General features: G+C 74.5%; 17 protein-coding genes and 1 pseudogene. 7 read left to right on the forward strand and 11 right to left on the reverse strand.

Annotated elements, in window-relative coordinates; genetic code table 11:
- Positions 1 to 179: 179 nt before the first annotated feature.
- From AC3CHW_RS09665 to AC3CHW_RS09685, 5 genes are all read right to left on the reverse strand, one after another.
- Complete coding sequence (locus AC3CHW_RS09665; protein WP_398609199.1) at positions 180 to 851, reverse strand: TetR-like C-terminal domain-containing protein; 672 nt, start codon at positions 849 to 851, stop codon at positions 180 to 182.
- 193 nt (positions 852 to 1,044) lie between these two features.
- Positions 1,045 to 1,554, reverse strand: coding sequence for a GNAT family N-acetyltransferase (locus AC3CHW_RS09670; RefSeq protein WP_488470179.1), 510 nt, complete (start codon positions 1,552 to 1,554; stop codon positions 1,045 to 1,047).
- A gap of 93 nt (positions 1,555 to 1,647) precedes the next feature.
- Complete coding sequence (locus AC3CHW_RS09675) at positions 1,648 to 2,709, reverse strand: Rieske 2Fe-2S domain-containing protein (protein ID WP_488470180.1); 1,062 nt, start codon at positions 2,707 to 2,709, stop codon at positions 1,648 to 1,650.
- 112 nt (positions 2,710 to 2,821) lie between these two features.
- Positions 2,822 to 3,922, reverse strand: a complete 1,101-nt coding sequence (locus tag AC3CHW_RS09680; RefSeq protein WP_488470181.1) for a Rieske 2Fe-2S domain-containing protein — start codon at positions 3,920 to 3,922, stop codon at positions 2,822 to 2,824.
- 255 nt (positions 3,923 to 4,177) lie between these two features.
- Positions 4,178 to 5,173 carry a phosphotransferase gene (locus tag AC3CHW_RS09685; RefSeq protein WP_488470182.1) on the reverse strand — a complete coding sequence of 332 codons (996 nt, stop codon included), beginning with the start codon at positions 5,171 to 5,173 and terminating at the stop codon, positions 4,178 to 4,180.
- Positions 5,174 to 5,561: 388 nt separating this feature from the next.
- Here AC3CHW_RS09685 and AC3CHW_RS09690 point away from each other — a divergent pair, with 388 nt between their 5' ends.
- Complete coding sequence (locus AC3CHW_RS09690; RefSeq protein ID WP_398609204.1) at positions 5,562 to 6,344, forward strand: SDR family NAD(P)-dependent oxidoreductase; 783 nt, start codon at positions 5,562 to 5,564, stop codon at positions 6,342 to 6,344.
- A 95-nt stretch (positions 6,345 to 6,439) separates the two neighbouring features.
- Here AC3CHW_RS09690 and AC3CHW_RS09695 read toward each other — a convergent pair whose 3' ends face one another.
- Entirely contained in the window at positions 6,440 to 6,919 is a 480-nt protein-coding gene (locus AC3CHW_RS09695; protein WP_488471013.1) for a DinB family protein, read from the reverse strand.
- Between the two features lie 357 nt (positions 6,920 to 7,276).
- On the opposite strand from AC3CHW_RS09695, the gene AC3CHW_RS09700 reads away from it, so the two are divergent.
- The 5 genes and pseudogenes from AC3CHW_RS09700 to AC3CHW_RS09720 all read left to right on the forward strand — a co-directional run bounded on the left by AC3CHW_RS09700 (position 7,277) and on the right by AC3CHW_RS09720 (position 12,225).
- Positions 7,277 to 8,209: an AurF N-oxygenase family protein gene (locus AC3CHW_RS09700; RefSeq protein ID WP_187060165.1), complete on the forward strand. Its 933-nt coding sequence runs from the start codon at positions 7,277 to 7,279 to the stop codon at positions 8,207 to 8,209.
- Between the two features lie 122 nt (positions 8,210 to 8,331).
- On the forward strand, positions 8,332 to 9,087 hold the full coding sequence (locus AC3CHW_RS09705; RefSeq protein ID WP_398609205.1) for a TetR/AcrR family transcriptional regulator: 756 nt from the start codon (positions 8,332 to 8,334) through the stop codon (positions 9,085 to 9,087).
- 95 nt (positions 9,088 to 9,182) lie between these two features.
- Positions 9,183 to 9,452: a hypothetical protein gene (locus AC3CHW_RS09710; protein ID WP_187060167.1), complete on the forward strand. Its 270-nt coding sequence runs from the start codon at positions 9,183 to 9,185 to the stop codon at positions 9,450 to 9,452.
- A gap of 522 nt (positions 9,453 to 9,974) precedes the next feature.
- Positions 9,975 to 10,994: pseudogene (locus tag AC3CHW_RS09715) on the forward strand (chitinase); the annotation flags it as partial.
- A 295-nt stretch (positions 10,995 to 11,289) separates the two neighbouring features.
- Positions 11,290 to 12,225, forward strand: a complete 936-nt coding sequence (locus AC3CHW_RS09720; protein ID WP_488470183.1) for a coiled-coil domain-containing protein — start codon at positions 11,290 to 11,292, stop codon at positions 12,223 to 12,225.
- 37 nt (positions 12,226 to 12,262) lie between these two features.
- On the opposite strand, the gene AC3CHW_RS09725 is transcribed toward AC3CHW_RS09720, so the two are convergent.
- The 5 genes from AC3CHW_RS09725 to AC3CHW_RS09745 all read right to left on the reverse strand — a co-directional run bounded on the left by AC3CHW_RS09725 (position 12,263) and on the right by AC3CHW_RS09745 (position 19,256).
- Entirely contained in the window at positions 12,263 to 13,534 is a 1,272-nt protein-coding gene (locus AC3CHW_RS09725) for a styrene monooxygenase/indole monooxygenase family protein (RefSeq protein ID WP_488470184.1), read from the reverse strand.
- A gap of 197 nt (positions 13,535 to 13,731) precedes the next feature.
- On the reverse strand, positions 13,732 to 14,337 hold the full coding sequence (locus tag AC3CHW_RS09730) for a GTP-binding protein (RefSeq protein WP_398609403.1): 606 nt from the start codon (positions 14,335 to 14,337) through the stop codon (positions 13,732 to 13,734).
- A gap of 265 nt (positions 14,338 to 14,602) precedes the next feature.
- Positions 14,603 to 14,992: a DUF742 domain-containing protein gene (locus AC3CHW_RS09735; RefSeq protein ID WP_381162171.1), complete on the reverse strand. Its 390-nt coding sequence runs from the start codon at positions 14,990 to 14,992 to the stop codon at positions 14,603 to 14,605.
- Positions 14,989 to 15,522: a roadblock/LC7 domain-containing protein gene (locus AC3CHW_RS09740; protein WP_398609404.1), complete on the reverse strand. Its 534-nt coding sequence runs from the start codon at positions 15,520 to 15,522 to the stop codon at positions 14,989 to 14,991. Before AC3CHW_RS09740 ends, AC3CHW_RS09735 begins: the two co-directional genes overlap by 4 nt.
- 5 nt (positions 15,523 to 15,527) lie before the next feature.
- Complete coding sequence (locus AC3CHW_RS09745; protein ID WP_488470185.1) at positions 15,528 to 19,256, reverse strand: sensor histidine kinase; 3,729 nt, start codon at positions 19,254 to 19,256, stop codon at positions 15,528 to 15,530.
- 517 nt (positions 19,257 to 19,773) lie between these two features.
- Here AC3CHW_RS09745 and AC3CHW_RS09750 point away from each other — a divergent pair.
- The gene (locus tag AC3CHW_RS09750) at positions 19,774 to 20,619 is read left to right on the forward strand and encodes a hypothetical protein (RefSeq protein WP_459249047.1); all 846 of its coding nucleotides are present in this window, start codon (positions 19,774 to 19,776) and stop codon (positions 20,617 to 20,619) included.
- The last annotated feature ends 16 nt before the right edge of the window (positions 20,620 to 20,635 follow it).

The following is a 20,635-nucleotide window of genomic DNA, read 5'->3' on the forward strand; positions in this document are numbered from 1 at the left end:
CTCACGAGGGCTTTTTGGGCCTGGTCAAACCCCTATCGCGGCGCGAATTGAGCGCTGAGCGCGACCGGGGAGACGCACCGCGCGACGGCCCCGTGCCACCGGCGGACCGCCCCGCGCGGAGACGACGCGGGGCGGCCGAGCCCGGTTCTTCCCGGGGTCGGCCCACCGCCGCTCGCGGATCAGTACGCGGCGCCCGCCACGGGCTCGGCCCGCCGCTCGGGGGTCAGCTCGCGCTGCGACTCCGGCGGCACCTCCACCGCGTACGCCCGCAGGAAGCCGTCGACCAGCTCGGTCACGTAGTCGCGCTCGAAGCCGCTGTTGGCGACCAGCCGGCGGAAGAACATGGGCCCGAGCAGCAGCCCGATGGCCTCCTCCGTGCCGAGCCGCGCCGGCAGGTCGCCCTGCTCGCGGCCGTGCTCGATGATCGCCGTCAGCACTTCGGCACCCTTGTGCCGGCACTGCTCAAGGACCTCGGCGTACTCCGCGTCGATCGACGCCTGGTCGATGATCACGCGCAGCGCGCGGTCGCCGGTCGGGTTCTCCAGCAGGAGTTGGAAGGCCCGCAGCTCGCAGATCAGGTCCTCGCGCAGGTCGCCCGTGCGGGAGGAGTGGTCGATCTGGAACAACTGGGCGAGCAACTGGCGGATGAGCATCGCCGAGTCGGGCCAGTGCCGGTAGAGGGTGGTGCGGCCGACGCCGCTACGGGCCGCGACGGCAACATGGGTGACCGCCGCCCAGCCCTCTTCGATCAGTAGTTCCTGGGCAGCGGCGAGCGCCGCGGCCCGGCTCCGTTCCGCGCGCGGATCGGGCCCCCGGCCCGTCACGCCGACCGTCATACCGTCTTTGTCCACTGGCCTACACGCTCCCCGTGAGGGCTTCACCGCCGTGGAACGTCCGCACCACAGCCACGCTTAGCCCCCCGAGGATAGCAACGATCGACCATACGATCAGTTCCACGGACCGGACGTAAACCGACCGCACGCCCGGCCGACCCCGCCGCCGCGGCTCCCACGGGCCCGGATCGGCCCGCCCGGCGCCGGGCGGTCAGCGCTCGCGCAGCATGCACACCCGGGGCCAGCGGTCCAGACCGAGCTCCGCCTCCCGGCGCCGGATCTCCCGCAACCCGGGCGTCACCTCGGCGTCGGCCAGCACCCGGAACCCGCAGCGCCGCGCGTAGTACGGGGCGTTCCACGGCACGTCCGCGAAGGTCGTGAGCGTCACCCCGGGCAGCCCCTCGGCCTCGGCGCGCTCGGCGAGGTGGTCGATGAGGCCGCGGCCGACGCCCCGCCGGGCCGCGTCCGGGTGCACCGAGACCTGCTCGATGTGCAACCGCCCGTCCACGGGGTCGGTCAGCCCGTACGCGACCGGCCAGTCCCCGTCGTCCGCGACGACCCAGCAGCGGCCGGCCCGCTGGTAGTGGGTGAGCTCGGGGAGCGAGGGCGGTTCGTCGTCGGCGATCTCCGGCATGCCGATCGCCCGGAAGCACTCCCCCGCCGCCCGCTCGATGTCCCGTAGCACCGGTAGCTCGTCCCGGCGCGCCAACCTGTTGATCATGCGCCCATTCTGCGGCGACGGGTGGGGGCCGGGAAAGCGCGTTTCGCGCGCCCGGCTCCCGCGCACGCCGAGCCGGGCCCGCACCCTGGCCCGTCAGCCGGCCCGCGCCGGGGCCTGCTCCGGGGCCTGCTCCGGGTCGCCGTAGAACTGCCGGGCCCAGCGCCGGAACGGCATGATCGGGCCGTCCCCCTGCGCGAGCCGCGGCTGGTCCTGGTACCTGCTGTGGGCCCAGATGGCGGCGTCGCGGCGGATGTCCACGGCGGCGGCCGGGGCGAAGACGTACGGTGCCACGGCGGCCAGCAGCGAGGCGAGCGGCCGGCGGCCGGAGCCCGTCGGCCGCAGGGCGACGGAGACCCGCATGTCGCTCCGGTCGGCCTCCACGGGCGTGACGGACATCCGGGCCCGCAGTTCGAAGCCGAACTTCATGGCGTCGGCCTCCACCCGGACGCTGCCGATCCCCTCCAGCGTCACGTGGATCGCGGGCAGGGTCGCGTACCGCTTGGCGCCCGCGCGCTCGCCACCGGGGCGGATCTGGTACTGGAACCGCATCAGGTGCCCGTCGATCTCCTGGTCTCCCAGCGGGGCCATGCTGACCTTGTGCAGCGTGCCGAAGTGCCCGAAGTCGACGAAGTTCTCGGCGACGTCCTGCGGGTGGGCCGCCAGCGGGAACCGGGTGCACCGCGGCGTGCGGAACCCCGCCCCCATGATGCCCTCGACCTCCCACTGGGGCGCCTTCCCCTCGGCGTGGGACCAGACGAAGACGAGGTCGTCGACCTCGCGGAAGTCCAGGGTGGCCAGCCGGGCCTTGGGCGGCGGGGTGCCGTAGGCCGTCTTGACGCAGGTCCCCTCCGGGTCGAACTGGAACTGGTGGAAGGGGCAGACGAGGTGGTCGCCGCGTACCGTTCCGCCGTGGCCCAGGTGGGCCCCCAGATGCGGGCAGAACGGCCGCACCACCCTCAGCCGACCGCTCGTGGTGCGGTAGAGGACCACGTCCTCGCCCTTGAGCCGTCGGGTGAGCACCGTGCCGGGGCGCACCTCACCGCTGGTGGCCACGGCGAACCAGCCGTCCGGGTACGGGAGTCCGGGTTGTTCGTTCGGCGAGGACGCGCGGGCCGTGTCCCGCGGCTCCCGCTCGCGCCGTTTCCACCTGCTCATGGTGCACCCCTTGTCACGCTCGTCGTCTGCGTCTGCGTCGTGCCGTGCCGCTCGCTGGCGGCGTGGTGTGGTGGCGGCCCGGACGCCTCGGCCGCGCTCCGCGCCGCGCGCGCTATGCGGTGGGCCCCTCGGCGGCCGGCGGGTCGGCGGCGTCGGCCGCCCCCGCCCGCGCGTCGGCGCTCCCCTCGGCGCTGTAGAACTGCTCCGACCAGCGCCGGAACTTGACGACCGGACCGTCCCCCTTGGCCAGCCGCGGCTGCTGGGCGTACCTGCGGTGCTCCCAGATCGGGAAGTCCTTGCGCGTGTCGAACCAGAACAGCCAGGTCAGAGCCCTGGCGGCGAGTTCGGCCGGCAGTCCGGCCGCGCCGCGCGGGCCGAGCCGGGCGCAGCGGGCGCTGGTGGTCATGCGCAGATCGACATGGGCCGCGTCCACGGGCGTGGCGGCGAACCGGGTGCGCATCTGGAGGCCGAGTTGGGCCACCTCGATCTCCGTGTACCCGACGCCGATGCCCTGCACGACCACCTTGACCTGGGGCGCGACGGAGGACACCCGTGCGGCGTCGGCGCCCTTGGCCGGGTGGAAGCGGTACGTGGTGCCCATCCGGTGGCCGTCGAACCAGGGCTCCTCGACCACCTCGTGCCGGATGCCGTGGATCGGCACGAAGTGTCCGTAGTCCACGATGTTCTCGATGACGTCCTGCGGATACTCCACCAGCGCCCGGACCGTGGGGTACGGGCGGGAGAACCCCGCGCCCGAGCGGACGTCGAGTTCCCACTGCGGCGGCTTGCCCAGCGCGTGCCGCCACACGAACACCAGGCCCTCGACCTCGCGGCAGTCCAGGGTGGCCAGCCGGGCCTTGGCGGGCGGCGGCGTGCCGTAGCCGGTGCGCACGCACGTCCCGTCCGGACCGAACTGGAAGTGGTGGAACGGGCAGACGATGTTCTCGCCGCGGACGGTGCCGCCGTAGCCGAGGTGAGCGCCCATGTGCGGGCAGTGCGCCCGCGTCGCGCGGACCCTCCCGCTGGCCGACCGGTAGAGCACGACGTCCTCGTCCATCAGGCGTCGGGTCAGCACCTGCCCCCGCCGCAACTCGCCGCTGGCGGCCAAGGGGAACCAGCCGTCCGCGTAGGGCCCCCTGGGGCTGAGTCGCGCCATCGAGGGTGGCAGGCCCGCCTCGCCCCGGTCGTACCAACCCGTCTTCCTGACCCGCATGCCGCCCCTTTCCGCGCTGCCGACCCGGCTCGTCGACGGTGCGTCACTGCCCCGCCCGCGGCCTGTTGCAGCCCTTCCCGACCGGGCGCTCGCGGCAACCGGTGGGACCGGAGCGGGCGGGGGCACGTAGGGGGCACGCGGAGCGGGCCCACGGCGGGGCGGCGCGGCACGCCACTCCCCCGGGGGAGGACAGTGACGGGCGTGGGGGTGGTGAGGGGAGCGCGCGGCGGGTGGCGGTCGTCCGCGCGGGGTAGGTCAGCGCGTCAGCCGCGCCACCGTCTCGCGCAGACCTGACCAGCCGGCCTCGGTGTCCGACGTGCGCTCGTGCGGCCCGCGGAACCAGGTCAGGTACTCGGTCACGTCCCGCAGGTCCCAGCGCAGCGCGTACAGGGCCAGCGCGGCGGGGTCCGGGGTGTGCCCGCTGGCCCGCGCGTACCGGTCCAGGTCGGCGGGGCCGGTGGCCACCAGCCACAGGTCGCGCTCGGGGTGGGCGAGCCGCACCGTGTCCCAGTCCACGAGCAGCGGCCGGTCGCCCGCGTGGCCCGCGCCGGCGCGCCGCAGCACGTTGCCCGGGTGCGGCTCGCCGTGGGTGACCACGCGCCGCGCGCCCCGCCCGGCCACCTCGGCCACCAACTCGTCGTAGGCGGCCAGCCACTCGCGCAGCGCGGCGGCGGCGTCGGCCACCACCTCCCGCGCCGGCTCGGCGAACGGGCCGCCGCGCCACGGGCGCCCGCACTCCGCCAGCGCCCGCCGCAGCACGTCGCTCGTGGACGACTGGGGCGAGAGCCCGGCGAGGGGTTCGGGTACCGCGCTGCGGTGCAGGGTCGCCAGCAGGTCGAGCAGCGCACCGCGCTCGGCCTCCGACAACTCCTGCCCGAACGCCCCCGCCTCGCCGCTCTCGTACGGGAAGACGCTGACCGCGAACCGGGGGCCGAGGCGTCGGATGGCGACGCCGTCCCGGGTGGTCAGCGGGGCCACGACGAAGTCGCGCCCCGGCTGGGCGCGCAGCGCGACGGCCGTCTCCATCGCCGCGCGCAACCCGGCGAAGGCGGCATCCGTGTCGCCGCCCCCCTGGTCCTTGTGCGTGAGGTCGGCGACGGTGACGAAGGCGCGGCGGCCGGCGCCGGTCTCGGCGATCCAGTGGTAGTCGCCGAAGCCGACGGGCGCGTAGGTGAGGCGCGCGTCGCCCAACTCCCACGCGTCCACGGCCTGTCGGAGTACGCGCTCATCGAGATCGGGTCGGTCCTGCATGCCGCGACCGTAGTGGCGCCACCCTCCCCCGCGCACGCCAGTTCCGCCAGCCGAGCGCCCTCCCGTACGCCCCGACGCGCCTCAGCCGGCACCGCGCGCGGGCCGACGGCGGCGCGTGGACGGCGGCGCGCGGACGGCCCGGGGCGGTCGGGTTCGGTGACGGCGTCCAGGCGGTGGCGAGGGTGGCGGCGGGGGCGGCGGGAACGGCGCGTGGGCAGTGCGGGAGCGCGTGTGGGTGCGCGCCGGTGCACGGGGCGGGTCCGCGCTGCGTACGGGAGGCGCGACGCGCTTTGACATCCGACCAGCATGGGTAACTTACGTGCGTTTCGCCACTGTTCACCCCGCGAGACCCCTCACGGGCTACTTCGGAGGAAGTGCACCAGAAGCTATGGACCTCCACCTCACCGGTAAGAAGGCTCTCGTCACCGGCGCCAGCCGCGGCACCGGTCTCGCCATCGCCAAGGCCCTGCTGGCGGAGGGCGTGCGCGTGGCCGGCTGCGCGCGCACCCTCACGCCCGCGCTGAAGGAATCCGGCGCCGTGCCGATCGCGTGCGACGTCACCGCGCCCGACGGGCCGCGCGACCTGGTCGCGGAGGCCGCGGACACGCTCGACGGCCTCGACTTCCTCGTCAACAACGTGGGTGGCAAGGACACCTACAACTCGGGCGGGTTCCTCGCTCTGGACGACGCCGAATGGCGACGGACGATGGACCTCAACTTCACCAGCGCCGTGCGCGTCACCCGGGCCGCCCTGCCGCACCTGCTGCGCCAGGGCGGCGTCATCGTCAACATCTCCTCGACGGCGGCCCGCGTCCCGGCGGCCACGACGGTGGACTACGGGGCGGCCAAGGCGGCGCTGAACGCGCTGACCAAGGCGCTGAACGAGGAGTTCGGGCCGCAGGGCGTGCGGGCCCTGACCGTCTCGCCCGGTCCGATCAACATCGAGCGCTGGTCCGACCCGGACGGCCCGGCGGCCATCCTGGCCGCCGCGTTCGGCGTCCCGCAGGACGAGTTGGTGGCCCACCTGCCGCAGCGCTTCGGGCTGACGACCGGGCACATCGCGGAGCCGGCCCACATCGGCTCGCTCGTCGCCTTCCTGCTCTCCGGTCAGGCGGCCAGCGTCGCCGGGGCCGACGTCCGGGTGGACGACGGGCTGGTCAAGGCCGTCTGACAGTCGCCCCCGCCTGCCGCCGCGCCCCGCCCCACCGCCGCCGCGACCCGGTCCCGCCGGGTCGCGGCGGTCGCGGTGGTGGCGGGGCGCGGGCGTCAGGCCCCCACGGTGCCGTCGACGCCCTCGCGCAGGAAGTCGGCGTGCCCGTTGTGCCGGGCGTACTCGTGGATCAGGTGCAGCATGACCAGGCGCAGCGACACGTCCGTGCCCCAGCGGGGTTGGTGGCCGGTCACCTCCAGGGACGGGGCCGCCCGCTCGACGCGCCGAGCGTGCTCGACCTCGGCGCGCCACGCGGCGAACGCCTCCGGCGCGGAGGCCGAGCGCGCGTCGTACGCCTCCTGGTAGTCGCCGTCGGCGGACCAGACGAGCGGGACGTCCTCGCCGGCCATCACCCGGCGGAACCAGGTGCGCTCCACCTCGGCCATGTGACGTACCAGGCCGAGCAGGGACAGCGTGGACGGCGGCATGGAGCGCTCGCGCAACTCCTCCTCGGTCAGACCCGCGCACTTCATGGCGAGCGTGGCGCGGTGGAAGTCGAGGTAGGCGCGGAGCGTCTCGCGCTCGCCCCCGGTCATCGGCGGGTCGGTCCGCTGGCTCCAGTCGGGTGGGACGAGGGGGTCACTGGTCACGGCGGCACTCCGGCGGGGCGAGGGGCTCGGGTACGGCTGGCCCGAGCGCTCGCGGACGCCGGGGCGCTCGGCCCGGCCACGGGCGGGCGGCCAGCACGCGGGGAGCGTACGCGAGGCCGCCGCCGGCTCCCCCACCGGGCGTGACGCCCCCGAGTCGCGGAACCCGGACCTGCGCGAAGGTGGGCCCCGCCCAGTTGTTACCGCACGGTCAACAAGTTGCGCCCAAGGGATTGACTGCCTTGCTGACACGCAGTCTCATAAGAGCGTGACCGCGGGTAACCCATCAGCGAGGTGTCCTCAGCCATGACTGCGACGATGAACGAGATCGAGATGCTCCGGGACGCCCTCGGACTGCTCAAGGACCGCGAGCAGGTGGCCGAGCGCCTCCTCGACTCCTCCGCCAAGCACTCCTTCGACCCGGACAAGGAGTTGGACTGGGACGCGCCCTTCGAGGAGGGCAAGTGGTTCTGGCCGCCGGAGCTGGTCTCGCTCTACGACACCCCGATGTGGCAGCGGATGTCGGAGGAGCAGCGAATACAGCTCTCCCGCCACGAGTCCGCGGCCCTGGCCTCGCTCGGCATCTGGTTCGAGATCATCCTGATGCAGCTCCTGATCCGGCACATCTACGACCGCCCGACCACCAGCGCGCACGTGCGGTACGCGCTGACCGAGATCGCCGACGAGTGCCGTCACTCGATGATGTTCGCGCGGCTCATCCAGAAGTCCGACGTCCCCGCGTACCCGGTCACGCGGCTGCACCACAACCTCGGCCGCCTCTTCAAGACCATCTCCACCACGCCGGGTTCGTTCACCGCCACCCTGCTGGGCGAGGAGATACTCGACTGGATGCAGCGGCTCACCTTCCCGGACGAGCGCATCCAGCCGCTGGTGCGCGGCGTCACCCGCATCCACGTCGTGGAGGAGGCCCGCCACGTGCGCTACGCGCGCGAGGAGCTGCGCCGCCAGATGGTGACCGCGCCGCGCTGGGAGGCCGAGTACACCCGGCTGGTCTCCGGCGAGTTCGCCCGCATCTTCTCCGTCGCCTTCATCAACCCGAAGGTCTACTCGGACGTCGGGCTCGACCGCCGGGAGGCCGTGGCCCAGGTCAAGGCCAGCGGCCACCGCCGCGAGGTGATGCAGACCGGCGCGAAGCGGCTGACGGACTTCCTGGACGACATCGGCGTGCTGCGCGGCGTGGGCCGCAAGCTGTGGCAGAGCAGCGGGCTGCTGGCCTGACGCCGCCCCCGCCGGCGGGGCGCCGGCCACCTCGCGCGGGTGGCCGGTCGCGGGGCCTCCCGTGGGTCCCGACCCATCGCCGCACCCGCCGGATAGGCTGCTCGTATGAGAGGCAGCCCTTCATGACCAGCGGCGGGAGTGCCCCCGCGGCCACGACCCGGCCCGCGCCCCGTGGCGCCTACCGCAGGCTCAGCGTCGAGGAGCGCCGCGCCGAACTGCTCGCCGCGGCGCTCGGACTCTTCGCCCACCGCCCGCCGGAGGACGTCTCGTTGGACGACGTCGCGGCGGCGGCCGGCGCCTCCCGGCCCCTGGTCTACCGCTACTTCCCCGGCGGCAAGCAGCAGTTGTACGAGGCGGCCATCGGCAGCGCGGCCGAGCAGTTGCGGGACTGCTTCACCGAGCCGCAGACCGGGCCACCCACCCAGCGGCTGAGCCGGGTCCTGACCCGCTACCTCGCCTTCGTGGACGAGCACGACGCGGGGTTCTCCGCGCTGCTCCAGGGCGGCAGCGTCGCCGAGACCTCCCGGACCAACGCCATCGTGGACGGCGTGCGCCGCGCCGCCGCCGAGCAGATCCTCATCCACCTCGGCACGCCCGAACCCGGCCCGCGACTGCGGATGATGGTGCGGGTGTGGATCACCGCGGTGGAGGCGGCGTCGCTGATCTGGCTGGACGAGGGGAAGCAGCCGCCGCTGGACGAGCTGCGCACCTGGCTGGTGGACCACTTCGTGGCGCTGCTGACGGCGACCGCCGCGCGCGACGAGGAGACCGCGCGGGTGGCGCGGGCGACCCTCGCGCTGGAGGGTTCGGAGGGCGCCGTCGCCGATCTGACCCGCCGCATCCTGCCCCTGGTCGACGACGCCGCGCACCTGCTCTGACCAGGGCGCCCACCCCACGCCGGCAGCCCGCGAGCGCCTGCGGCCAGCACACCGCCACGGCTGCGGGCGGCGTCATCGATGTGACACTGGGGAGCGTGAGAAGCGTAGAGACGCCCTTCGTCGGCGGGCCGCTGGACGGTCGCGTACTGCCGGTGCTGACCGGCGCGACCGGGCAGCCGCCCAAGACGTACGAGGTGCCGGTCCCCAACGACGACGGCACCCCGCCGACGGTGTACGTCTACGTCCGCGTCCCCGTCGCCCTCTCCCGCCGCCTCGGCGTGCCCCGTGGCTGGCAGTACGAGTACGCCCCGGAGGGCAGGCCGCGCGAGGGCCTCAAATGGCCCTGGTCCCGCCCGAACCGCTGACCCGCCGCGCCACCGAAGGCCGCCGCGCCCCCGGCACGGCCCGCCGGCCGCCCGCACCGCCGCCGCCGCCGCCCGCACCGTCCACGCGGCGGTGCGGGCGGCTGTCTGACGGCGCGGTGGCCCGGCCGCACGCCCCGGGACCAGCGGGTCCGGGGGCCGCACCCGCGCTTCAGTTTTGGTCCGGACCATTGACACTTCTGGTCTAGTCCTTGTTTGCTGCTTGCGCGGAGAGAGCCGCTTCCGCGCCTCCCTGGCCGTCCCCCACCCCACGGAAGCGCCTCTCCGCCTCGACCCCGTACGCCCCACCCGTACCGCTGTCGAAGCCCCCAAGGAGCCCCCATGCGCTCGCACCCCCGTCCCCGTCCGCGCAGCCGCGGGAGATCGCTCGGCGTACTGCTCGCCGCGGCGAGCGCCGTCGCCGCCACCGCGCTCACCCTCCCGGCCCCGGCGACGGCCGCCCCCGCCCCAGCCGCCACGGCGCGGCCGGCACCGGCGCCCGCGCCCGCCCCCGCGCCGACCGCGCTCCCGGAACACGCCCTGGTCGGCTACCTGCACGCCAGCTTCGCCAACGGCTCCGGCTACACGCGGATGGCCGACGTCCCCGACAGTTGGGACATCATCGACCTGGCCTTCGGCGAGCCGACCTCCACCACCTCCGGCGACATCCGGTTCAGCCTCTGCCCGAAGAGCGAGTGCCCGAACGTCGAGACCGAGGACGAGTTCAAGGCCGCCATCAAGGCGAAGCAGGCTGCCGGCAAGAAGGTGCTCATCTCCATCGGCGGCCAGAACGGCCAGGTCCGCCTGGAGTCGACCGGCGCCCGCGACAAGTTCGTCTCCTCGGTGGGCGCCATCATCGACCGCTACGGACTCGACGGCCTCGACATCGACTTCGAGGGCCACTCGCTGTCGCTGAACACCGGCGACACCGACTTCAAGAACCCGAAGACCCCCGCCATCGTGAACCTGATCTCGGCGGTCAAGACCCTGAAGGCCAAGTACGGGCCGGACTTCACGCTCACCATGGCGCCGGAGACGTTCTTCGTGCAGCTCGGCTACCAGTTCTACGGCTCCGGCCCCTGGGGCGGCCAGGACCCGCGCGCCGGGGCGTACCTGCCGGTCATCCACGCGCTGCGGGACGACCTGACGCTGCTGCACGTACAGGACTACAACTCGGGCCCGATCATGGGCCTGGACAACCAGTACCACTTCATGGGCGGCGCCGACTTCCACATCGCGATGACGGACATGCTGCTCACCGGCTTCCCCGTGGCCGGCAACAAGAACAACGTCTTCCCCGCGCTCAAGCCCTCCCAGGTCGCCATCGGCATGCCGGCGAGCACCCACGCGGGCAACGGGCACACCGCGCCCGGCGAGGTCACCAAGGCCCTGAACTGCCTCACCAGGAAGACGGACTGCGGCAGCTACCAGACCCACGGCACCTGGCCCGCCCTGCGCGGCCTGATGACCTGGTCCATCAACTGGGACAACTTCAACCAGCGGGAGTTCTCGAAGAACTTCGACGCCTACTACGGGCGCCGCTAGCCAGCCCGCGGGGCGAGACACCCCGGCGCCGGTGAGCGGCGGGACGCCGACCGCCGCGCCACCCACCAGGCGCCTCGCCCCGGCCGCGCCGCCGACGACGGCCCCCACCGCGTCGCCGGCGCGGCCCCCGGCCGGGCCCGCACCCGCCGGCCCGCCGCACAGGCGCGCCCGGTACGCCGAGCAGGTGACCGGGCGGACCCACCCCTCGCAAATATCCGGTTTATACGACTAACCGTGTCACGATCCGATGACCGGGCCACCGCGCCCGGGACCGTCGAGGCCGTGGAGGTGAGTCGTGCCGCAACGCCACGTACGGGGCGCGTGCGCCCTCGCGCTGGCCGCGAGCGCCGGGCTCGCGCTGCCCGCGCCGGACGCCGTCGGCGCGCCACCCCCGCCTCCCGCGCCCCACCACGGGCCCGACCGCGCCACCGAACCCCCGCGCGCGCCGGGCTCCCTCGCCGGCCCCCGCGGCCCCCAGCGCGCGCCGGCACGCACGGCCGCGCCCGGGGGCGTACCGGTCAGCGTGCTGCTGGCCCAGCTCAAGACGCACTACCGGGCGACCGACGAGGCCAGCGCGCGCTACCGGGCCATCGAGCGCCAGCTCAACCGCCAACGGCGCACCACCCAGCGGCTGATGGCGCGGCTCGCCGAGGCCCGCACCGGGCTCGCCGCCGCCCGCGAGAGCGCCGGGCGGCTGGCCCGACAGCAGTACCGGTACAGCCTCGGCTTCTCGCCGGCCGTCCGGCTGCTGCTCAGCGACAACCCGGGCCGGGTGCTGGACGAGGAGCACGAGCTGCGCCGTGCGGCCGGCCGCACGGCCGCCGTCGCGGCCCGGCTCGCCGACGCCGAGATCACCACGGACTACTACGCCACCCGCGCCCGCCGGGCGCTGGACCGCAGGCAGACACTGGCCGACCGGCACAAGCGCCAGCGCGACCTCGTGCGCGCCCGACTCGCCACCGTCGAACGCCTCCTGGCGTCCCTGACCGCCGACCAACTCGCCGCGCTCCAGCGGCTTGAGACGTACGGCGCATACGGCGCCCCCGGCACCGCAGCGGCGCGCGACCCCGCTGCCGCCGGGGGCGCTCCGGCCACGGACGGCCGGGGCCCCGCGAGCACCCCGCCGGCGGCCCCGCCCCGCGCCGCCGCGCGGCCGGCGGAACCGGCCGGGCCGGCGGCCGGCGCCGCGCCCGGCACGCCGCCCGCCGCGAACCGCCCGCGCGGCCGATAGCCCGCGCGAGGCGCCGGGGCCGGGCGCGGCCCGCTCGCTACGCCGGCACCTCGGGCGCCGCCTCGCCGACCCGCGCGAGGTAGGCGGCGGCCAGGTCCGGGTCGTAGAAGTAGTGCTCGAAGTCCTCGGGGTCGTTGAAGCCGTTCGCGAAGCGGTCGGCGACCGGCTGGAGGCCGCCCGCCGCGCCGAACAGGTTCAGCACGTGCTCCGGCGGCGGGGCCAGCATGGCGTTGGTCCACTTGGTGACGTACTGCGCCGTCTGCCAGTACCGGTCGAACGTCGCCCGCATCCACGCGGCGTCGAACGGCTCGTCGCCGCGCTCCAGGATGGAGGCGAGGTAGGAGGCGGCGCACTTGCTCGCGGAGTTGGAGCCCTGGCCGGTGATCGGGTCGTTCGCGACCACGACGTCGGCGACGCCGAGCACCACGCCGCCCGACGGCAGGTGCCCCACCGGCTGCCGCACGGTCGGCGCGTACCGGCCGGCGAGCGTGCCGCGCGCGTCCGTCAGCTCGACGGCGGTGGAGCGCGCGTACTCCCACGGCGTGAACCGCTTCAGCAGCTCCAGCGTCAGGGCCAGGTGCTCGTTCGGGTCCTTGATCCCCTGGAAGGCGTCGAGCGGACCGCCGGGGATGCCCTCCCAGAAGAGGATGTCGGCGCGGCCCGAGAGCGTCAGCGTCGGCATCACGAACAGTTCGCCGACGCCGGGCACCACGTTGCAGCGCACCGCGTCGAACTCGGGGTGCTCGGGGCGCGGGCCCATGCCGTGCACGTACGCGACGGACAGCGCCCGCTGCGGGGTCTCGTACGGCGAGCGACTGGCGTCCCGGCCGAACATCGAGACCAGCTCGCCCTTGCCCGCGGCGACCATCACCAGGTCGTAGGCGCGGGAGAAGTAGTCGAGGTCCGAGACGGCCGCGCCGTGCACCACGAGCTGGCCGCCGCGCTCCGCGAACGTCTCCATCCAGCCGGCCATCTTCACCCGCTGGTCAACGGACTGGGCGATGCCGTCCAGCCTGCCGACCCAGTCGATCAGCCGGGTGGAGGAGCCGGTCGACTCGTCGGGCGGCCCCGCGACCGACACCCCGAGCCCCTCGATGCGCGGCGCCTGGTCCTCCCAGAAGTTCAGCCGCAGATCGCGCTCGTGCTGCAGGGCCGTGTGGAACATGCACTGCGTGGACATCACCCGCCCGGTGCGTATCTCGTCAGCCGTGCGGTTGGACATCAGGGTGACCTCGTACCCGTGGGACTGCAGGCCGAGGGCGAGTTGCAGGCCGGACTGGCCGGCACCGACGATGAGGATCTTCCGCATGACAGCTCTCTCTCACACAGCGCGACCCGACGCCCCGCCGCCCGCCCCGCCCCCGGCGTGAGCCGACGGGCGGGCGAGCGCGGATCGCCGAGTCGACGACACGTACAACAACAAAAAGGGAGGGATTCCCACGCGGCGGCACAGGGCGCGGGAGGCGGCGGGGCCGGATCGGCCGTGCCCGCTCGCGCGGGGCCACGTCACTCCGGCGTGCGGTCCAGCGCGTAGCCGACCAGCGCGAGCAGCGTCTCCACCACCGTGTCCCGCCGCCGCGCGTCCATGATCACGATGGGCACGTGCGGCGGCACGGACAGCGCGTCGCGCACGTCGTCGGCGGTGTACTCCTCGGTCCCCTCGAAGTGGTTGACGGCCACGACGTAGGGCAGCCCGCCGCTCTCGAAGTAGTCGAGGGCGGGCCAGGAGTCCTCCAGGCGGCGGGTGTCGACCAGGACGATCGCGCCGATCGCGCCCCGCACCAGGTCGTCCCACATGAACCAGAACCGCTGCTGGCCCGGCGTTCCGAACAGGTAGAGGACCAGGTCGGACGCGAGGGTGAGGCGCCCGAAGTCCATCGCGACGGTGGTCGTGGTCTTGTGCGGAGTGGCCTCGATGTCGTCCACGTCCACGCTGGCCTGCGTCATCAGCGCCTCGGTCTGGAGCGGGGTGATCTCCGAGACCGAGCCGACGAACGTCGTCTTGCCCACCCCGAACCCGCCGGCCACCACGATCTTCGTCGCCGTGGGCGCGCGGGTGCGGTCGAACTGCCAATCCTGCAGGCCCTCCTCGGCGGCGAGCAGCCTGGCCACCTCGTCGGCCGCCGCGCGCTCGTCGAGGCCGACCACGCCGGCGTGCCCCACGATGTCGATGCTGCCGTCGATGCTCTCCTGTGTGCCGTCGTCGGGGCCGACCAGGGCCCGCGCGCCAACCGGCGCCACGCTGCCGACGACGGGGCCGGGAGCGGGGCCGTCCGCGGCGGCGGGGAGACCTGTGGCGGGCAGGTCGGCGGCGGGGTCGCTCGTCGGGGCCCGGTCCGACGGCGGATCCGCGACGGCGGGTATCGCCGTCACCGTTTCAGAGCCTGCGGAGTCCACCGAGCACCCTTTCCAGCAGCGCGCGGTCCGGCTGCCCAGGCTCCCGCCCGGCGCCGTAGACGCGAATCCTTCCCTGGTCGGCGAGGTCGCTGAGCAACACCCGCACGACGCCGAGCGGCATCTTCAGGAGCGCGGCCACCTCCGCCACCGAACGCATCCGGCGACACAGCGCGACGATGGCCCTGATCTCCGGCAACACCCGGCTGTTCAGGCCGCCGGAGGTCAGCTCCCGCCGTTCCTCGGGCGCCTCCAACGCGGCCACGAACGTCTCCACCAGCAACACGTGCCCACACCGCGTCCGCCCGCCCGTCAGGCTGTACGGGCGCACGCGCGACGGTCGCCGTCTCGGCAACTGGGAGGTCGCGCTCATCGCGCCGACTCCACCGACTTGCGCAGCTCGCTGCGCAGTTCCGGCGTGAGCACGTGTCCGGCCCGGCCGACGAACAGGGCCATGTGGTAGGCCACCACGGTCATGTCGCAGTCGGGCGTCGCGTGCACGCCCAACAGCGAGCCGTCGCTGATCGACATCACGAACAGGCTGCCCTGGTCCATCGCGACCATCGTCTGCTTGACGCTCCCACCGTCCATGAGCTGCGCCGCACCCAGCGTGAGGCTGCCGAGCCCGGAGACGATGGTGGCCAGGTCGGCGCTCGAACCCTTCGGCCCGTCCTGCCCCTGCGCCGGCTTGGCCGGCCTGGCCGCCGCAGCGGTCTCCTCCGGATCGGAGGAGAGCAACAACAGGCCGTCGGAGGAGACCACGGCCACCGACATGACCCCGGGCACTTCCTCCACCAGATTGGTCAGCAACCAGTGCAGGTTGCGGGCCTCGTTGCTCAGCCCGTACGCGTGCGGCCTGGCCGGAGCCTCGGTCGGCGTCTCGGGGGGCGCCCCCCGGAACATTGCGGTCAACTGCGTGCCTCCTCGACAGTTTCACCCTCGTCCAGCGCCCCCGCTTGGTGTTGCGTGTGCCGTTGTCGTGCGTGCCGCTGTCGCGGCTGTCGATCCTCTGGCTGCCGACCGGTCGGCGGCTGGTCAGGCCGCTCCTGGTCGTACGGCGATTGATGATGCTGCTCCTGGTCGTACGTGGGTTGGTCGGACTGCCCCTGGCCCCGGCCCTCGACGTGGCCCTGGCCCTGGCCGGGTTGTGCGCACCGGCTCTGCCCGGGTCCGCTTCCATGCCCCGGCGCGGGGGCGTGGCTACCGGGTCCCGGTGTGGGGATGTGGGGTGCGGGGGTGTGCGGCGTGGAGGCGCGGGCCGGCTGGTCGAGCGCCGGCGGTCCCTCGGGGTGCGGGGCGGGGGACGGTTCCTGCGCCCGGTCGGGTCGCGGCCGGTCGCCCCGCTGGTCCCACGGCGCGGGGCCGCGCTGCGCGGCCACGCGCTCCGCGATCTCCGCCTCGGCGTCCCGGCGGCCGTCCCGCGCGCCCTGCTGGAACCCCCCGAGCCGCCGCCGCAACGCCTCCGCGTCGACCTTGCGCCGCTCACCCGCCAGGGGCTTGCGCGGCGCCACCACCCGCGGAGTCCGCTTGGGGAGCCCCTTGTCGGTGCGGAGCCCGTCGGCGCGGGCGGCGTCGGCGTACGCCTCGTCCGGCAGCGGGGCGCCGCCTGGAGGCTCCGTGGTGTCGAGCGGGCCGCATACGTCCGGGCTCGCCGGACGCGGGTCCGCCGAACGCGGGGCGGGCGGGGTCCACAGGGTCCGCGCGGGCTCCGGCGGGGCCTCGGGTCTGGCGTCGGGTTCCTGGCGCGCCGAGCGTTCGATGGCCCGCTCGGCCGCGGCCACCAGCGGGTCACGGTGCGCCGCGGGCGCGGCGTGGACGCCGGTCCGCGACGCGGCGCCCGTCCCTGCCGAGGCCCCGGCCCCCGCGTCGGCCGGGGCGGGACCGCCCGCGGCGCTCCGCGCCCTGGCCCGCAGCGGCGTCTCCGGCCACGGGTCGGACGGTTCGGCGTCCCCGCGACCGCCGGCGGGCGCCCCGTCAGGGCGCGGGCTCGGGGTCGCCTGCTGGCCCTCGCGCGGCCCCGGCACCAGCGGCTCGCCGTCCAGCGGCTCCGCCTCGTCGGGGCCGGTCCCCCACGGCTCGCCCGTCCACGGCATGGGCCGGGCCTCGCCGGGTCGGTACTGCTCGGGGTGTTCGCGGCCACCGAGCGGGGCGTGCGGCTCGGGGTGCGTGCGCCGCGCGCGCCGCCGCCCCGTCGGCTGGTCCGCCACCGACGGGTCATCGCCACCGGGTGCGACATCGGGCGCGGAGGCGACGCCGGACACGCGCGTGGCGGTCCCGGCGCCCGAGAAGGTCGCTCCCCGGGGCACGGCGTCCTCGTCTCCGGGGGCGGTGGGGGCGACATGGGGAGCGGGAGCCGCCTGCGCGGCGGGGGGCGCGTGCTCGGCGCCCGGGTCACCGCCGGCGGCGCGCGCCCCGCCGTCGTGCGCCGCCGAACCGTGCGCGGCCGAGCCGTACGCGGCGGGCTCGTACGCGACGGAGTCGTGCGAGACCGGGTCGTGGGCCGTGCGGGAGGCGGCCGGATCGTACGCGTCGGGCTGCTCCAGAGCGGCGGCCTCGGACCCGGGCGCCTGACTCGCCGGCACGGGCGCGGCGTTCGGCACGGGTGTGGTGTGCGGCACGGGCGCACTGTTCGGTGTCGCCTCGCCGAGCTGCGCCGGTGCGTCACCGGCGATGCCGGTGGGGTCCGTGCGCAGGGCCACCGAACGCACGCTTCCCGCCGCTGGCAGCGGCTGCGGAAGGATCTGCCGCGGCAGCACGACGACCGCGGTGACCCCGCCCTGCTTCTGCTCGCGCAACTGCACCCGCACCCCGTGCCGGGCCGCGAGCCGGGTGACCACGTACAGCCCGAGCCCCAACGGGTCCTCCGGCTGCGGGCCCTGGCAGTAGTCCGGGACGGGGTCGGCGAGCCGGGCGTTCAGCTCGTCGAAGCGCTCCGGCGTCATGCTGATGCCCTCGTCCTGCACGGAGAGCATCACCTCGCCGCTCTCCATCAACCAGCCGGAGACGTGCACCTCGGTGCCGGGCGGGGAGAACACGGTGGCGTTCTCCAGCAGCTCCGCGATCAGGTGGCTGATGCTGTCGGCCGCGAACCCGGCGACCTGCGCCTGCGGCGGCAGCGCCTGGATACGGATGCGCTGGTACCGCTCCACCTCGCTGATCGCGGCGCGCAGCACGTCCAACAGCGGCACCGGCCCCGGGTGGTTGGACTGGCGCTCGGAACCCGCGATGACGAGCAGGTTCTCGCTGTACCGGCGTATCCCGGTAGCGAGGTGGTCGAGCGTGAAGAGGGTGTCGAGCCGCTCCGGGTCCTGCTCGCTCTCCTCCATCGTCTCGATGACGGTCAACTGCCGCTCCACCAGCCCCAGGGTGCGCAGGGCCAGGTTGACGAAGCTGCTGTGCACCCGCTCGCGGAGGCCGTCGAGCCGGGCCTGCACCTCGTCCTTGAGCCGGCGCAGTTCCTCGCACTCCTGCCGGATCTCGGCGATCTGCGCCGCGAGGTGCTGGCGCTCCTCGATCAGGTGCCCGCGCTCGGCGGCGAGCTTGGCGACCCGGGCGCGCTGGCTGCCCAGGTTCTCGTGAAGCTGGTTGACGGACTGTACGAGCCCGGCGAACTCGTCCCCACGGGCCGCGTCCCGACGCCCGAGGGCCACCGGTTCCGCGCCGGTCGGGTCCTCGACCAGCCGCCGGGCTCCAGCGCGCAGCGCGACGAGCGGACGCGTCACCGAACGGGTCGTGCGCACGCTCACGGCGATCGCGAGCAGCAGGCACCCGAGCAGCAACGCGGCCCGCAGCTCCAGCGCGGTGATCTCGTCGTCGCGCGTGCGCTCCGCGCGCGTCAGTCCGTCGGCGGCCAGCGCGGTCTCGACGCCACGCAGCCGGTCGATACGGGCGGTGAGCGCCGCGTCGACCCGCTCCCGGTCGAGCGCGAGGTCGGCGGCGGTCAGGCGGGGGGCGTCGGTGAGCTGGGCGAGATAGCGCTCGGCAGCGGTGACGTCGCGGCCGGTGGCGGCGCGCTCCGCGCGCTCGCGGGCGGGTTTCGGAGCGAGCTGGGCGAAGTCGGCGAGCGCCGCCTCCTCGCGCAGTCGGGTGCGCTGCGCCGCGGCGGTGAGATCCGGTTGGCGCCCGCCGGAGGCCAGGGCCCCGAGCAACAGCGCCCGGCTGCCGGACGCCTGTTCCACGGCGCGGCCGAGCGGGCCGAGGGAGTTGGGTTCGGCCACGCCGGCGGCGCGGTGCAGGGCCCGCACCGCGCCGGTGTACGCGTCGAAGGTCTCGACAGCCGAACCGGGCCCCGACCGCGCCCGCTGCCGGACCTTCGGCAGCTCGCCGAGCCGCTTGGTGGCGTCGGCGAACGTCACGGAGGCGTCGCTCGCGCTGTCGCGCAGCTCCCCGATCCGCCGGTCCACCCGGGCGCGCACGGCCTTCGTCGCGCCCCCGCCGAGGGCGGCGGAGCGCCCGGTCGCCACGTGCTCCGTCATCGCGTCGCGTTCGTCGGCCAGTGAGTGGGCGAGGGAGACGGCCGCCACGGCGGCCTCGGCGCGATCGACGCGGCGCTGGGCGTCCTGGAGGTCATCGGTCGCCGTGATGAGGACGGGGGCTCCGGCCGCGATCACCGCGGCGGCGACCACGGTCACGGACACGACGAGTCGGTTGCGCACCCGTGCCCGATGCTCCGGCACAGGATTGCGCTCGCCTGGACTGCCCTTGCTGCCCCGAAGCCGTCTCTTCCGCACCGGTGCCCACATTCTTCTCTCGCCCGACCCGCCGTGGTTCCAGGAGGTGACGACAGCTCCGCAGTTGCTCTGGGACCGTGCGCTCGACCGTGTGACCTCACGCTCGTACCCACTCCTGGTACGGAAACCGACCTTTCCAGTACCGCCGTGCGGCGGGCACGCATCGACAGCCCGGCCACTCGAACGAGTGAACATCAATCGGAAGTTGGCCATCAACTTGCACCACGGTCCGCACACGCGCGCTGACTCGCCCAAGTGGAAAACACCACGGTGTCCTGACAGGATGCCCGCCCGCAGCCCTTCGGGGGCCGGTTCCGCGCGAATTAACCTCACCGAAACCCGCGAGAGGCCCTTGGTATGGGCCAACATCCGAACCTCTTTCGCCTCTCGGTGGGAGCGGGTGACGGTCCGGCAGACTTGCGCCATGCGTCTCGACCTGGCCACCGTTCCCGGGGATCCCCAACGCCCCAACGAGGACTACGCGTCCATAGCTCTCCCAGCGTCCGGGCAGGGTGGAGCGCTGGTGCTCCTCGACGGCGTCACACCACCGCCGGACCCGTATGGGTGTAGCCACTCAGTCCCCTGGTTCACCGCCCGACTCGGCGGCGCCCTGCTCGAACTGTCCGGTTCGCGGCGGGATATGCCCCTCGCCGACTGCCTGGCGGCGGCGATTACCCGCACCGCCGACGCCCATCGCGACACGTGTGACCTTTCTCATGTTCGTACGCCCCAGGCAACCGTGGTCGTCGTCCGCTGGGACGCCGACCGCGTGGAGCATCTGGTGCTCTCCGACTCCTCCCTGCTGATCGAGGCGCCCGACGGCACGGTGACGCCGGTGCTCGACTCCCGGCTCGACGAGCTGCCGCACAGCGTGCGCGCCCTTCGCGCCGCCGCCCGGGCGCTCCCGCACGGCTCGGCCGAGCGTCGCGCGGCGGGCGCCGAGTACGGGCGGGCCGTGGAGGCCCTGCGCAACGCCGAGGGCGGCTTCTTCACCGCCGCCGCCGACCCCGACGTCGCCCGCCGGGCCGTCACCGGCACCACCCCGCGCACCGCGGTCCGGGCCCTCGCGGCGCTCAGCGACGGGGCCACGCGCTGGGTCGAGATCTTCCGCGAGGGCGACTGGACGGAGAGCTTCGCCCTGCTTCGCAAGGAGGGCACGCAGGCCCTGCTCGACCGGGTACGGGCCGCGGAGGACGCCGACCCGGACGGCGTCACCTTCCCCCGCGGCAAGCTCCACGACGACGCGACGGCGATCTACGCCGAGCTGTGACCGGGCGCCCCACGGT

The organism is Streptomyces sp. MGP-BFMKR1 (assembly GCF_057766585.1).